14 protein-coding genes are annotated in these 14,707 nt (G+C 67.7%); 8 read left to right on the top strand and 6 right to left on the bottom strand.

Going from position 1 to position 14,707, the window contains the following annotated elements:
* The first annotated feature begins 367 nt into the window (after window positions 1–367).
* From NX1_RS18465 to NX1_RS18485, 5 genes are all read left to right on the top strand, one after another.
* Complete coding sequence (locus tag NX1_RS18465; protein WP_068060635.1) at window positions 368–1,330, top strand: alpha/beta fold hydrolase; 963 nt, start codon at window positions 368–370, stop codon at window positions 1,328–1,330.
* Between the two features lie 262 nt (window positions 1,331–1,592).
* A complete protein-coding gene (locus NX1_RS18470) occupies window positions 1,593–1,880 on the top strand; it encodes an Rv0250c family protein (protein ID WP_068060637.1) in 288 nt (95 codons plus the stop codon).
* A gap of 465 nt (window positions 1,881–2,345) precedes the next feature.
* Window positions 2,346–3,176, top strand: coding sequence for a succinate dehydrogenase subunit SdhC (gene sdhC, locus NX1_RS18475; protein WP_068060641.1), 831 nt, complete (start codon window positions 2,346–2,348; stop codon window positions 3,174–3,176).
* Between the two features lie 27 nt (window positions 3,177–3,203).
* Complete coding sequence (locus NX1_RS18480; protein WP_068060644.1) at window positions 3,204–5,144, top strand: fumarate reductase/succinate dehydrogenase flavoprotein subunit; 1,941 nt, start codon at window positions 3,204–3,206, stop codon at window positions 5,142–5,144.
* 2 nt (window positions 5,145–5,146) lie between these two features.
* Window positions 5,147–5,893 carry a succinate dehydrogenase/fumarate reductase iron-sulfur subunit gene (locus NX1_RS18485; protein ID WP_068060649.1) on the top strand — a complete coding sequence of 249 codons (747 nt, stop codon included), beginning with the start codon at window positions 5,147–5,149 and terminating at the stop codon, window positions 5,891–5,893.
* Between the two features lie 63 nt (window positions 5,894–5,956).
* Here NX1_RS18485 and NX1_RS18490 read toward each other — a convergent pair whose 3' ends face one another.
* The 4 genes from NX1_RS18490 to NX1_RS18505 form a co-directional block, all read right to left on the bottom strand.
* Window positions 5,957–6,142, bottom strand: a complete 186-nt coding sequence (locus NX1_RS18490; RefSeq protein ID WP_245668565.1) for a hypothetical protein — start codon at window positions 6,140–6,142, stop codon at window positions 5,957–5,959.
* Window positions 6,143–6,308: 166 nt separating this feature from the next.
* Window positions 6,309–6,542: a DUF397 domain-containing protein gene (locus tag NX1_RS18495; protein WP_068060654.1), complete on the bottom strand. Its 234-nt coding sequence runs from the start codon at window positions 6,540–6,542 to the stop codon at window positions 6,309–6,311.
* A 2-nt stretch (window positions 6,543–6,544) separates the two neighbouring features.
* A complete protein-coding gene (locus tag NX1_RS18500) occupies window positions 6,545–6,748 on the bottom strand; it encodes a DUF397 domain-containing protein (protein WP_068060658.1) in 204 nt (67 codons plus the stop codon).
* A complete protein-coding gene (locus NX1_RS18505; protein ID WP_068060660.1) occupies window positions 6,745–7,590 on the bottom strand; it encodes a helix-turn-helix domain-containing protein in 846 nt (281 codons plus the stop codon). The genes NX1_RS18500 and NX1_RS18505 overlap by 4 nt, the downstream gene beginning before the upstream one ends.
* A gap of 462 nt (window positions 7,591–8,052) precedes the next feature.
* Here NX1_RS18505 and NX1_RS18510 point away from each other — a divergent pair, with 462 nt between their 5' ends.
* Window positions 8,053–8,343, top strand: coding sequence for a hypothetical protein (locus NX1_RS18510; RefSeq protein WP_307651033.1), 291 nt, complete (start codon window positions 8,053–8,055; stop codon window positions 8,341–8,343).
* The gene (locus tag NX1_RS18515; protein ID WP_068060666.1) at window positions 8,343–8,549 is read left to right on the top strand and encodes a hypothetical protein; all 207 of its coding nucleotides are present in this window, start codon (window positions 8,343–8,345) and stop codon (window positions 8,547–8,549) included. The genes NX1_RS18510 and NX1_RS18515 overlap by 1 nt, the downstream gene beginning before the upstream one ends.
* Before the next feature lies 1 nt (window position 8,550).
* Here NX1_RS18515 and NX1_RS18520 read toward each other — a convergent pair whose 3' ends face one another.
* Both NX1_RS18520 and NX1_RS18525 read right to left on the bottom strand, forming a co-directional pair.
* Window positions 8,551–9,480 (bottom strand): DNA-3-methyladenine glycosylase family protein, encoded by a 930-nt coding sequence (locus NX1_RS18520; RefSeq protein ID WP_068060831.1) that lies wholly within the window; start codon window positions 9,478–9,480, stop codon window positions 8,551–8,553.
* Between the two features lie 340 nt (window positions 9,481–9,820).
* Entirely contained in the window at window positions 9,821–12,661 is a 2,841-nt protein-coding gene (locus NX1_RS18525; protein WP_068060671.1) for an FAD-binding and (Fe-S)-binding domain-containing protein, read from the bottom strand.
* 138 nt (window positions 12,662–12,799) lie between these two features.
* Between NX1_RS18525 and NX1_RS18530 the strand changes: the two genes are divergently transcribed.
* A complete protein-coding gene (locus tag NX1_RS18530; protein ID WP_068060673.1) occupies window positions 12,800–14,680 on the top strand; it encodes an ABC transporter ATP-binding protein in 1,881 nt (626 codons plus the stop codon).
* The last annotated feature ends 27 nt before the right edge of the window (window positions 14,681–14,707 follow it).

Genomic DNA, 14,707 nt, shown 5'->3' on the forward strand with positions numbered 1-14,707 from the left:
CGGTGGGACCGGTCCCACCGGGTGTCAGCCGTATCTGCGCGAGTATTGCCGATTCGGTAGAGGGACATAGGTTGCCGACCTCTCATGCGTCAGCGAAATCTAGAGATTTCTAGGAGGTTCGGTAGGAACCCCTATACGAAGATCGCGAGCGGGCCCGGCGAGCGGAATCTACATCTATCTAGCGATAGGGCTAGCTTCTCGTAGATTCTCCTGCGAAGAGGTCGGTCGACCGAAACCGATCGACCGGCGGCCTCGGTTGGACAACGTGTCCATAACGTCCGGTATAGGCGGCTAACGGCGCGGAAATGGATATCGAACAACCTGTCAAGACGCTCCGGCAAAGGTGCCAGGCCGCAGGAGAGAGCCAATGTCGACGATCGCCCGCCGCGCCGCCGATTACGACGGCCACCATGTCACCGTGTCGGCCGATGACGGGGTTCCGATCGCGGTCCGCATCTTCGGCGCCGACGACGCGCCGCTCGCCATCGTTTTCGTGCACGGACACTGCCTGCACACCGAATCGTGGTCCTTCCTGCGGGAAGAGCTGACCCGGCAGTGGGGCGACACGATCAGGATGGTCTTCTACGATCACCGCGGCCACGGCGCGTCCGGCGTGGCCCACCCGTCGACCTACACCATCGACCAGCTCGGCCACGACCTCGACGCGGTGCTGCGCGCGGTGACGCCGGTCGGCCCGGTGGTGCTGGTCGGACACTCGATGGGCGCGATGGTGCTGCTCGCCTACGCCCGGCTGTTTCCGGAGGCCATCGGGACGCGCGTGGTGGGCGTCGGCCTGATCGCGGGGGCCGCCACCGGGCTCACCGAGGTCGGCATCGGCCGCCTGCTGCACCGGTACACGGTCGTCTCGCTGCAAACCGCGGTGCTGCGCGCGCCGCGGGTCATGCAGGCGTCGAAGCGGTTCTCCCGGCGCATCTTCGAGCCGATCATGCGCGAGGCCAGCTTCGGCACCAGGAAGATCAATCCGAGAATGATCGCCGTCGCGACGGCCATGCTCAACGAGACGCCGCTGCTGACCATGTCCAGCTTCCTCGGCTCGCTGATCACCTTCGACGAGACCGCGACATTGCACCGGCTCGGCAGCATCCCGGCGCTGGTGCTCGCGGGCTCGGCGGACATCGTCGTGCCGTTCGCGCACTCGGTCGTACTGGCCGCGCAACTGACCAGCGCCGAGCTGGTCCGGGTCGAGGGCGCCGGCCACAGCGTCATCCTGGAGCGGGCCGAGGAGGTCGCTCTCTCGATCGTCGCCCTGGTGAATCGGGTCTCGGCGACGATGACCAACCCGGGTCCCGAGTACGCCGCCGCGAGCTGATCCGGCCGAACTTCGCCGGTGCGGTTGCGAACCGTCGCGGGCGCGGGCACCCTCGAAACATCCCCCGAAGATGCGGGCAACATATCCGCAAATCTGAGAATCCCGAATCGCACGAGCTTGTTCCGGATTCTTTATGTACTGTGTTGTAAATCACGTTGTGTGGTGAGTCACACGACTCGGTGGCGCGCGGCCCTGGGGAGATCCCCGGGAACCGCCGTGCCGGCCGGGCTCGCACGGCCACCGGGGAACTCAGGAGGTAACGATGACACGCAGCGATATCGCGGAACTGCGCTACGCGGTCAACCAGCTCCGGCAATCCATCGGCGCACTGCGCACCCACTACGGCGACGCGAACACCGTGCGGCGACTCGAAAACGACCTCGACCGGCTCGTCATCGATGCCGACGAGTTCGAGCAGTCGCCGCCGCCCGAGGTGAGCCGACGCCCCCAGGAGACCATTTACGTACCGGACAGCAAATCCGACGAGGCGGCCTGGATGGGCGCCCAGGACGAGGGCCTAGGTTTCCACTCTCGCCCGCGCACCAAGTAGCGACTCCTCAGCGGTGCTCGCCCGTCGATTCGGGCGAGCACCGCCGCGTATCGCGCGAGAACTCCCGTCGACCGGTGACGTCCGATGGTCTGCCCGGTCGACGCGCATGCGGTCCAGCCGAATCGGACCCATGGACCGCGAGACATTCGGATCCGAGGGCTCCCGCGATCCATCGACCGCCGTTGCCGCAGAAGCTGATTCGTGCACACCGGAGGCCGCCAGCGGTTTTGTCACCATCCGCGGCGCGCAGACGGGCTCCGTGTTCGAAACTTCGGCGCCCTCCGGCCATCCGGCCACAGCCGCGCCCCGCCCCTTGTGTGGCGTAAATCATAGGCAGCAGGCCGGGTCGGTATTACCAGGACCCCGCTCGAGCCATAGCTGACGTGTCGTATGGTGCTCACCATCACATTGGATCGCGGACGGTATCGATCCCGTCCGCAGAGCAGATCAGCGAGGCATCCACCTGTGAGTGCCGCACCGACAGCCACCCCCCAGCAGGGGACCGGCGTTTTCAGCAAGACCAGGGCCCGCATCTCCGAGCGCACGCTCCGCACCGACCGCTGGTGGGTACCACCGCTGTTCACCGTGCTCGGGCTGGCCGCATTCATCATCTACGCAACCGTCAGATCGTTTGTCCGAACGGCATATTGGGTGCCGGACTATCACTATCTGACGCCGTTCTACTCGCCGTGCCTGAGCGCGTCGTGCGTCCCGGGTTCCAGCCACTTCGGCGAGCCCTTCGGCGAACTGCCGATGTGGATACCGCTCGGCTTCGTCGTGCTCCCGTTCCTGCTCGGCTTCCGTTTGACCTGCTACTACTACCGCAAGGCCTACTACCGCGCGGTGTGGTTCTCCCCGCCGGCCTGCGCCGTGGCCGAGCCGCACGGCAAGTACACCGGCGAGACCCGGCTGCCGCTGATCATCCAGAACGCGCATCGCTACTTCTTCTATGTGGCGACGGTGGTTTCGTTGATCAACAGCTACGACGCGATCGTCGCTTTCCACGGCAAGGACGGCGGGTTCGGCTTCGGCCTCGGCAACCTCGTTCTGCTCGGCAACGTGATCCTGCTGTGGGCCTACACGCTGTCGTGCCATTCCTGCAGGCACATCGCGGGCGGCAGGTTGAAGAACTTCTCGGCCCACCCGGTGCGGTACTGGTTCTGGACCCAGGTGTCCAAGCTCAACACCCGTCACATGGCGCTGGCGTGGACCACGCTCGGCACCCTCGTGCTGACCGACTTCTACGTGATGTTGGTGGCCAGCAACACCATTTCGGACCTGCGGTTCATCAACTGACCGCTCGACTCAGGAGTACTCGCGGCAATGCCAGAAGTGGAACGGCACAAGTACGACGTCGTCGTTATCGGTGCCGGTGGCGCCGGACTGCGCGCGGTGATCGAGGCCCGCGAACACGGGCTCTCCGTCGCGGTGGTGTGCAAGTCCCTGTTCGGTAAGGCGCACACCGTGATGGCCGAGGGCGGCTGCGCCGCCTCGATGGGCAACGCCAACGAAAAAGACAGTTGGCAAACGCATTTCAGGGACACCATGCGCGGAGGCAAGTTCCTCAACAACTGGCGCATGGCCGAACTGCACGCCCAGGAGGCCCCGGACCGGGTTTGGGAGCTGGAGACCTACGGTGCGCTGTTCGACCGGACCGAGGACGGCCGGATCAGTCAGCGCAACTTCGGCGGCCACACCTATCCGCGGCTCGCGCACGTCGGCGACCGCACCGGCCTCGAGATCATTCGCACGATGCAGCAGAAGATCGTCTCGCTGCAACAGGAGGATCACGCCGAGACCGGCGATTACGAGTCGCGCATCAAGGTGTTCGCCGAGTGCACCATCACCGAGCTGCTCAAGGACGGTGACCGGATCTCCGGCGCGTTCGGCTACTGGCGCGAATCGGGCAAGTTCGTGCTCTTCGAATCGCCCGCGGTGGTGCTCGCGACCGGCGGCATCGGCAAGTCGTACAAGGTGACCTCCAACTCGTGGGAGTACACCGGCGACGGGCACGCGCTGGCGCTACGGGCGGGCGCGACGCTGATCAACATGGAATTCCTGCAATTCCACCCGACCGGCATGGTCTGGCCGCCCAGCGTGAAGGGCATCCTGGTCACCGAGGGCGTGCGCGGCGACGGCGGCGTGCTGAAGAACACCGACGACAAGCGGTTCATGTTCGACTACATCCCTTCGGTGTTCAAGGGCCAGTACGCCGAGACCGAGGCCGAGGCCGATCAGTGGCTGAAGGACAACGACTCGGCTCGCCGCACGCCGGACCTGCTGCCGCGCGACGAGGTGGCGCGGGCGATCAACTCCGAGGTCAAGGCCGGGCGCGGCACCGAGCACGGCGGCGTCTACCTCGACATCGCCTCGCGGCTGCCCGCCGAGGAGATCCGGCGCCGCCTGCCCTCGATGTATCACCAGTTCAAGGAGCTGGCCGACGTCGACATCACCAAGGAGCCGATGGAGGTCGGCCCGACCTGTCACTACGTGATGGGCGGCATCGAGGTCGATCCGGACACCGGCGCCGCGACGGTGCCCGGGCTGTTCGCGGCGGGCGAATGCTCCGGCGGCATGCACGGCTCGAACCGCCTCGGCGGCAACTCGCTGTCGGATCTGCTGGTCTTCGGACGCCGGGCCGGGCTCGGCGCGGCGACCTACGTGGAACAGCTGACCGAGCACCCAGAGGTGGCCGACGCCGACATCGCCGCGGCGGCGAAAGCCGCTCTCGCGCCGTTCGATCCGCCCGCCGATGGCTCCGGTGAGAACCCGTACACGCTGCACACCGATTTGCAGCAGGCGATGAACGACCTGGTCGGCATCATCCGCAAGGAACACGAGCTGAAACAGGCCATCGAACACCTGGGACGGCTGCGGGAACGCTTCTCGCACGTGATCGTGGAAGGGCATCGTCAGTTCAACCCGGGGTGGCATCTGGCCATCGATCTGCGCAACATGCTGCTGGTCAGCGAATGCGTGGCGCAGGCCGCGCTGCTGCGCACCGAGAGCCGCGGCGGGCACACCCGCGACGACTTCCCCGCGATGGATGCGGCCTGGCGCAACAAACTGCTTGTCTGCGCGATCGACCCGGCCGACGCGTCGGCCGACGTGCCGCGTGTGCGGGTGACGCCGGAAGATCAGAAGCCGATGCGCGCCGACCTGCTGGCGCTGTTCGACCTCACCGAACTCGAAAAGTATTACAACTCCGCCGAGCTCGCCGGGCACCCGGCCAGTTCGGCCTCGGCCACTGAAGGTGAGGCGTGACAATGGGTTACGACGCCAAATTCCGCGTGTGGCGCGGTGATCAGGACGGCGGCGCGCTCGAGGACTTCACCGTCGAGGTGAAGGAGGGCGAGGTGGTGCTCGACATCATCCACCGGCTACAGGCCACCCAGGCGCCGGATCTAGCGGTGCGGTGGAACTGTAAGGCGGGCAAGTGCGGTTCGTGCTCCGCTGAGGTGAACGGCCGCCCGCGCCTGCTGTGCATGACCCGCATGTCGACCTTCCAGCCCGACGAGCTGATCACCGTGACCCCGATGCGCACCTTCCCGGTGATTCGCGACCTGGTGACGGACGTGTCGTTCAACTACGAGAAGGCAAGAGAGATCCCGTCGTTCACCCCGGCGCCGGATCTGAAGCCCGGTGATTACCGGATGAACCAGGTGGACGTGGAACGCTCGCAGGAGTTCCGCAAGTGCATCGAGTGCTTCCTGTGTCAGAACACCTGTCACGTGGTGCGTGACCACGAGGAGAACAAGCAGTCGTTCGCCGGACCGCGCTTCCTGATGCGCATCGCCGAGCTGGAGATGCATCCGCTCGACGTCGCGGATCGCCGCGAATTGGCCCAGCAGGACCAGGGTCTCGGCTTGTGCAACATCACCAAGTGCTGCACCGAGGTGTGCCCGGAGCACATCAAGATCACCGACAACGCGCTGATCCCGCTCAAGGAACGGGTGGTCGACCACCAGTACGACCCGCTGGTCTGGCTGGGGAACAAGCTCTTTCGGCGTTGAACCGTACGCGGGGGCGCCGATGACAACCGGCCGGGTTTCGGCCCGGCCGGTCGGCGCACCCGTTCACAGCGTCGCGACGACACCTATGGCGACCAGCCACACCAGCGCACCGACGAACAGGGCCGACAGCAGTGAGCTGGTGAGTACGTACACGCCCACCGATGACACCGCGAAGAGCGGCGCGACGATCAGCCATTCCACCCAATCGCCTGGTCGCAGCTTCTTGTACCGGGGTGGGGAGTTCTTCAACCCGCGGTCCACAAGCTGTGGGCTACCCGCTCTCGGCCGAGGCAAACGTGTAACCGTTGTCGAATGTGCTTAGTTCTGTGATCTTTTCGCCAAAGATGATCATGGTCGCGGCTACCTCACGGCCCGGTCGGCGGGCTTTCGCTCCGCCGGGCCGGACCGCCGAACGTCAAGGTAGATCGAACTCGCCGTCGTGCACCCCCGCGGTGAAGGCGGCCCATTCCCCCGGGGTGAAGACCAGCACGTGACCGTCCGGGTCCTCGGCGCTACGCAGCGCGACGTGGCCCGCCGCGAGCAGGGCCACTTCCACACCGCCGGATCCCGCGCCGCCCGCAGCGCGCCACTCAGCGCCGGTCAGATCGACTGCGGCGCCGAGCTTGCCGTACGCGACGTCCTCGGACATGTTCAAGGACGCGCGAATTCGCCGTCGGCGACGCCCGCCGAGAAGGCGTCCCACTCGCTTGGCGTGAAGATCAACGCGGGCCCCTCGGGATTCTTGCTGTCGCGCACGCCGACCTGCCCACTGGGCAGGAAGGCCACTTCCACGCAGTCCCTGCTGCCCGAACGGGTGCTCTTGATCCAGGTCGCGCCGACGAGTTCGGTGCTCATACCGCACACTCCTTCGCTAACTGCCGAAGCAGATGTCTACTGGGTTGGATGTCCAGCGCAGAGCGCTGGAGGCACTCGTGTGCCAGGTTGTAACGCTGAACATCGGCCGGTCGTTCGAGGTAGAGGTCCCCGGTGAAGCCTTCTACGTACACCACCGGGGGCTCGACCTGATGTCCCTTGCTGTCGGTGCCGAACCCTAGAACGGTGAACGGACCCGTGGAATCGCCGAGCGGGACGCCGGCCGCGAACGGCAGGATACGCAGGGAGACATTGGGTCTGGTGCTGAAATCGGCAAGATGACGTAGCTGCGCCGCCATCACTTTGGCGCCACCCACCGCGCGGTGCAGCACCGACTCGTGCAACACCACATCCACCGTAGCCGGTGAGGCCTTCCTAGTGACTAGAGCTTGGCGTTGGATGCGCAGTTGCACCCGTCGCTCGATCTCGTCCTCGGTGTCTTCGGGATAGCAGAGCCGGTTCAGCGCCCGCGCGTAATCGGGGATCTGCAACAGGCCGAGCACCAGCTCGGGTTGGTAGGAGCGCAGCTCACGCGCCGAAGCCTCCAAACCGACATAGACGTCGAAGTTTTCGGGGATCAGATCGCCGAAGGCGTGCCACCAGCTCTTCACCGCGGCCTGCTGCGCCAGGCCCTTGAGCCCGTCGCAGAGCTCGTCGGGGATGCCGTAGATGCGACACAGCTCCTGGATGTCGATGGTGCGAATGCGGTCGGCCTGGCCCTTTTCCAGCCGCTGCAAAGTGGTGGCGCCCCACTCCATCAGGCGGGCGGCCTCGGCGATGGTGAGCCCGGCCTGGGTACGCCAGTCCCTGAGGTATCGGCCCAATTGCCGGCGCGGTAGGGTGGACGAGCCGTCGCCGGAGGTCGCGGGCGTGCGGTGCGTCTCCGAGGCCGCGCGCTCCGAATTCGCTGCTGTTCTCGCCGAACTCGCTGACACAGTACGCTCCGTTCTGTGCTCGGACTCCTCACCCGAGGCGATCCGGGGCGCACCCTCGAGCTCGGTTCCCCGTGACTTCGCTTGGGCAATAAGGGCAATGGGGCTTCGTGTGGCTCTGCTGTGGCGTTGTCGAACGTCGATCGCGGACTTCTTCGTCCACTATGGAGAATCCTGCCTTCCCGGTTGGATTTCGTGCTGGGAATTCGCGTGAAATCTTCTGAGATCCCCGAACACTGCCGTGCCGCGGCGCCTCCGGTGGTGTGCTGGAAGTGTGCTCGGATCGAGCGCCGCATCGGGAAACGCACCCAGGAACGAGGAGTCATGGCCGTATACGTCATAGGGTCGTCGTTGATGACCAGCGATCTGACCCCGCATCGAGCGCGCAGCGTAGGACAGGAGAGCTGGGTGGTCTCCTACCTGCCCGGGCGCACACTCACCTGCGCGCAAGCGGTTGCGGCGCTGCGGGTTGCCGAAGTGGTGCCAACCCTGCTTGACACTGTCGGTGAGCTCGCCGACGAGGTGGGGCTCACGGCGCTCGAGGCGGTCGGTATGGCGGTGCACCAAGCGCCGTGGGACGAAAGCCCTGCGCCGCGGCGCACTCGACTATTCGGCGCCACCCGCGAACGGGTGGGGGTCGCCTGATGCAATCGACGAATCTGAATATGCACGTCGCCGGATTGCTGGTCTGCGGACGCGACCCCGGCGTGATGACCGACGAACAGGCCCACGCGGCAATGCAATTACATATCGACTGCACGGTCGACCGTTGCCTGGTGCGCCGCCGGGCCAGGACCACGCTGGTCGAATCCGGCAAATGCGTCTTGGACGAGCGGGCGCTGCAACTCTGACTCAGTGCCAGGTGTGATCGGTGAGCGGGGTGCGCGGGCCGAATTTCGGCTTGTAGGCCAGCCCGCTGATCTCCAGCAGACGGACGGCCCGATACCGGTGGGGGCGAAGGGGTTCGAGGTACTCGACCATCGCCTCGTCGTCGATCGGGCGTCCGAGCAAGGTCCAGCCGACGACGGCGGCCAAGTGGTAATCGCCGACCGAGAGCGCGTCGGCGTCGCCGTAGACGCGCTGGGCGGTCTCGGCGGCCGTCCATATGCCGATGCCGGGCACCGAGCACAGCCTGCGTGCCGCTTCTGCCGGATCATGATCTGCGGTGCGTTCCAGCGATTCCGCGAGCCGGGCCGCGCGCACGATCGTCTGCGCGCGTTGGGGTCCGACGTTCGCGCGGTGGAACGTCCAGGACGGAATGCGCCGCCAGGTTTCGGCGTCCGGTGGCAGGCGCAGTCCCTCCGGAGCGGGGCCCGGCGCTGGTTCACCGAACTGACGCACCAGCTTTCGCCACGACGCGCGCGCCGAGATGGTGTGCACCTTCTGCTCGAGCACGGCGGGCACCAGTGATTCGAGGACCAAGCCGGTGCGCAGCATGCGCAGACCGGGGAAGCGGCGGTGCGCCTCGACCACCTTGGGATGCTCGGGAGCGAAATCGGACAGGTCCTCGTCGAGGCAGAGCATGTGCTCGAGCCGGTCGAGGAACTCCGCCGCGCCGGGCCCCCACGCCTGTCCGCGCACCGAACACAGGTCGTCCTGGACGAGCCGGTAGGTCACCGGACCGCTCGGCATCCGGGAGGCGTGCCAGTGCGCGCCGTCGGCGGTCTCCCGGTGACACGGGTCGCCCGCCCCGCGGCGCAGCGGCGCGATGGTGTGCGCGAGATCGATCGGGCGGTCGGACCGCACCGTTCGAACCAGGCCGGACCGCGCGGCCGTCGCCATCTGTTCGCGCACGCACCTATTGTGCGGGTATCCGGCGCGGCGAGCGCACCCGGCCGGTCGTTTTACGGCAGATTGGCTGAGGAACGCGCGCTGCGATACGGCGCTCGTATTTCGTAACGTGATGAATTGGCGTCGCGATATTCGTTCGATCGGCAAACAGCTGGCAGTCGCACAAGGGAGGATTGAATGATCACCAACGCGCTCAACTGGTTGCTCAATGCGTGGGGCAGCGTCTTCGCCGGCAGCTCCGGTTACCAGATCCCCCCTGGCACACTGCCCTTCGGCAGCTGAGACAAGCGCGCACTCGCCGCGAGTATTCCGCGGCGAGTGCGCGAAATACCTACTCGCCCAAGAGAAATTGGACCAGATGCTGCCCTGGTCGACCGGCCAGCTGAGCGCTTTGCGTGCGGCACGAGAATCCGTCGGCGACGAATATCGTGTCTTCGGCGGCATCACGCAGCGCGGGCAGTAAGCCATTACCGGCCACCGCGACGGAAATGTCGTAGTGGCCCTTCTGCATTCCGAAGTTTCCCGCCAAGCCGCAACATCCGGAGACCTCGGTCACTTTCGCGCCGGTTCGGGTCAACACCCGGCGATCCGCATCGAAGCCGAGCACCGAATGCTGGTGGCAATGCGGTTGCACCACCACCTCGGCGTCCGGCCGCGACGGCGGACGCCAGTCCGGGTGTTCGGCCAGGAACTCGGCGAGCGTGCGGACGGCCGCCGCGGTGCCCGCCGCGCGCGGGTCCTCGGCGAGGAGTTCGGGCAGATCGGCGCGCAGGACCGCCGTGCAGGAAGGCTCGAGGCCGACGACTACGCCGCCCGCGCGCACGTGCTCGTCCAGTTCGGCGAGGGTGGCGCGGAGTCTGGCGCGCGCACCGTCGAGTTGTCCGGTGCTGATCCAGGTCAGGCCGCAGCAGACCCGTCGCTCGGGGATTCGTACGCGGTGGCCGAGCGATTCGATCAGGGTGGCGGCCGCCTCGGCGATGTCGGGGTCGAAGGCGTCGGTGAAGGTGTCGATCCAGAGCAGCACGTCGGCGCGCTCCTGCGACGGGCGTCCGGTGACCTGCGCTTCGCTCGGTACGGCGATTCGAGGTTGGTAAGTCGACGGAGCTCGCAGCGCGCGGGCCCGTTCGGTGCGGCGGAAGGGACGGTCCGCCAGCCGGGGTATGTCGCGGCGGGGGTCGATGCCGGCCGCGCGCAGGCCGGTCCGGCGCAACCAACCGACACCGGCGATCGCGTTGGCGGCGCGAGGTATTCGGCTCGCGGACCGCAGCCAGCGGGGCAACCAGCCGAGCGCGTAGTGGTCGAGCGGGCGCGGTCGGCGGCGGTATCGGCGGTACAGCGCCTCGGCCTTGTAGGTCGCCATGTCGACGCCCGCCGGACAGTCGGAGCGGCACGCCTTGCACGAAAGGCACAGGTCGAGCGACTCCGCGACGGCCGTCGCCGACCACGGCAGCTCACCGCGCACCACCTCTTGCAGGACGCGGGCGCGACCGCGGGTGCTGTCCTTCTCATCGGCGGTGGCCAGATACGAGGGGCACATGAAGCCGCCCGCGGCGGAGCTGTCGGCGCGACACTTCCCGACACCGACGCAGCGGTGCACCGCGGTGCCGATGTCGCCGCCGTCGTGCGGGAAAGCGAAGCCGCCCGCGGTGGGAATCCGCGGCAGGCCCGCGACGCGCAGGTCGGCGTCGACCGCGTGCGGCTCGACCAGCACGCCGGGGTTGAGCACGGCATCGGGATCGAACAGTGCCTTGTATCCGGCGAACGCCGTGAGCGCCTCGGGGGAGTACATCACCGAGAGCAGTTCCGAGCGGGCCCGCCCGTCGCCGTGCTCGCCGGACAGCGAACCGCCGTAGCGCACCACGAGTTCGGCCGCGTCGAACAAGAATGTCCGGAAGCGTCGCGGCGCTTCGGTGATCGGCAGGTCGAGGCGGACGTGGATGCAGCCGTCGCCGAGGTGGCCGTAGAGCAGACCATCCACACCGTGCTGTGCGGTGAGCTCGGCGAAATCGCGCAGGTAGGCGCCGAGATGCTCGGGCGGGACGGCGGAGTCCTCCCAGCCGGGCCAGGCTGGTCGGCCTTCGGCCGTGCGCCCGGCCAGACCGGCGCCGTCGGCGCGGATTCGCCAGAGCGCCGCGGTCGCCGCGGCGTCGGTGACGATGCGGCTGTCCAGCGCGTGCGTCGTCCGGCACAGCCGCTCGGCCGTCGCGAGCGCCTCCGCGGCGTTTTCGCCTGTGGTCTCCACGAACAGCCAGCCGCCGCCGCGCGGAAGCTCTGGCACCGAGCCCCGATGCGTGCGCACCACGTCGACCAGGCGGGCATCGATGCCCTCGACCGCGGTCGGCGCGTACGCCATGACCGCGGCGACGTCGTCGGCGGCCGTGGCGATGTCCGGGTAGCCGAGCACCGTGAGCACGGTGACGCGCGGCAGTTCGACCAGCTCGACCTCCGCGTCCAGCAGCAGCCCGCAGGTGCCCTCGCTGCCGACGAACGATTTGGCGAGCGACGAACCGCGCTCCGGCAACAGATGTTCCAGGCCGTAGCCGGAGGCTTGCCGTTCGAAACGGCCCAGGTCGGTGCGCAATACCGCGAGGTTGGACCTGGTGAATTCGGCCAGTCCGGGCACTGCGGCCGGATCGTTCGCGAGAACGCGCTCGGTTCCCGTTCCGTCCAGGATGCGTAATTCGCGCACGGTATCGGAGGTGCGGCCCCAGGCGACAGCGCGCGGCCCGCAGGCGTTGTTGCCGATCATGCCGCCGAGGGTGCACCGGTTCTGCGTGGAGGGATCGGGGCCGAGTCGCAACCCGTGCGGGCGGGCCGCGCCCTGCAAAGCGGACAGTACGAGGCCCGGCTGCACCTTGGCGGTTCGCCGGTCCGGGTCGATGCGCACGATCCGGTTCATGTGCCTGCTGAAGTCGAGCACGAGACCGCGTCCGATCGCGTTGCCCGCCACCGATGTTCCCGCGCCCCGCGCGGTGACCGAGAGGCCGTGTTCGCGAGCGAAGCCGAGGGTTTCGGCGACATCCGAATCCGAGCGGGGGAAGACCACGGCGGTCGGCGGCACGCGGTAGTTCGACGCGTCGGAGGAGTACTCCGCGCGCCGCCGCGGTGACGCGTCGACCTCGCCGTCGATCCGCCCGCGCAGCGCTGCCGTTATCCGCTCCTCGGTCACGATGTCAGCCTAGGCGCGATGGGTCGTCGACCGATGCCGGGCGATTCGACGCGCGGCGGGAATCGACTTGCCCTCAACCTTTGTTGAGGTCCTAATGTCGGTGACCAGCAGTTGGATGGCGGGGGTCGAGAGGGAGCGATCGTGAGTATCGAATCGGTGGCGTGGAGCCAAATGTATCGGCGGATGAACGCGCCCGACGAGCAGCGTCCGTTCAGTCTCGCCACCGCGAAGCGGATCCTCCGGTTCGCCGCGCCGCATCGGCGGCGGATCGGGGTGTTCCTGGTGTTCAGCGTGATCTCCGCGCTGCTCGCGGTGGCGACGCCAGTGCTGGCCGGCCGGGTGGTGAACGACATCGTCGGCGGGGCCGCGCCGCGCGTGGTGGCGACGGTCGCGGCGATCATCGGCGTGCTCGCGGTGCTCGACGCGGTGCTGGGGCTGGCCATCCGCTGGCTGTCGTCGCGGATCGGCGAGGGCCTGATCCTCGATCTGCGCAGCGCGGTGTTCGACCACGTGCAGCGGATGCCGATCGCGTTCTTCACCCGCACCAGGACCGGCGCGCTGGTGAGCAGGCTGAACAACGACGTGATCGGCGCGCAGCGCGCCTTCAGCGACACGCTGTCCGGCGTGGTCGCGAACCTGGTGACGCTGGCACTCACGCTGGGCGTGATGCTCGGCATCTCGTGGCGGATCACGCTGCTGGCGCTTGTGCTGCTTCCGGTGTTCGTGATCCCGGCGCGGCGGATGGGCAACCGGCTGGCCGGACTCCAGCGTGAGGCGGCGCGGCTGAACGCGGCTATGAGCACGCAGATGACCGAGCGGTTCTCCGCGCCGGGCGCCACCCTGGTGAAGCTGTTCGGCCGTCCGGAACAGGAATCCGACGAGTTCGCGCTGCGGGCGCGGCGGGTGCGCGACATCGGCGTGCGCACCGCGATGCTGCAAACGGTGTTCGTCACCTCACTGACGCTGGTCTCGGCCCTCGCTGTCGCCCTGGTCTACGGACTCGGCGGCTGGTACGCGCTGCGCGGGCAGCTGGACGCGGGCGCGGTCGTCGCGCTCTCGCTGCTGCTGACCAGGCTGTACACCCCGCTGACCGCGCTGGCCAGCGCCAGGATGGAGATCATGTCCGCGCTGGTGAGCTTCGAGCGCGTCTTCGAGGTGCTGGATCTGCGACCGCTGATCGAGGACGCGCCCGACGCGATCGCGGTGCCGGAGGGTCCGGTCGCGGTGGAGCTGGACGACGTGACCTTCGCCTATCCGTCGGCGGACAAGGTGTCGCTTGCCTCGCTGGAGGAAGTCGCGACGCTGGACACCAGGGGCGGGGTGGACGTGCTGCACAATGTGTCGCTGCGCGCCGAACCCGGGCAGCTGGTCGCGCTGGTCGGCTCCTCGGGAGCCGGTAAATCGACCATCGCCCAGCTGGTCTCGCGCCTGTACGACGTGGACGGCGGCGCGGTGCGGCTCAACGGCGCCGACGTGCGGCAGATCGGCGCGCGCTCGCTGCACGAGACGGTCGGCCTGGTCACCCAGGACGGCCACCTCTTCCACGACACGATCCGCGCGAACCTGCTGCTGGCCCGCCCCGAGGCCGCCGAGACCGAGCTGTGGGACGCGCTGCGGCGGGCCCGCCTGCACGATCTGATCGCCGGGCTGCCGGACGGGCTCGACACCGTGGTCGGCGAGCGCGGTTACCGCCTCTCCGGTGGTGAACGTCAACGCCTCACCATCGCGAGGCTGCTGCTCAAGCAGCCGCGCGTGGTGATCCTCGACGAGGCGACCGCGTCACTGGATTCGACCTCGGAAGCCGCCGTGCAGGAAGCGCTTTCGGAAGCACTGGAGGGCCGCACCGCGTTGGTCATCGCGCACCGGCTTTCCACGATCCGCGCCGCCGACCAGATCCTGGTGCTGGAGGACGGCCGCGTCGTGGAGCGCGGCACCCACACCCAGCTGCTGGCCGCCGAAGGGCGCTACGCCGAGTTGTATCGCACCCAATTCGCGGACGATCCGGTCACCGTCGCGGCCTGAGAGGGTTCACGCGAAAGGCCGCGTCGG

This window comes from Nocardia xishanensis NBRC 101358 (genome assembly GCF_001613365.1).
Lineage (GTDB): Bacteria > Actinomycetota > Actinomycetes > Mycobacteriales > Mycobacteriaceae > Nocardia > Nocardia xishanensis.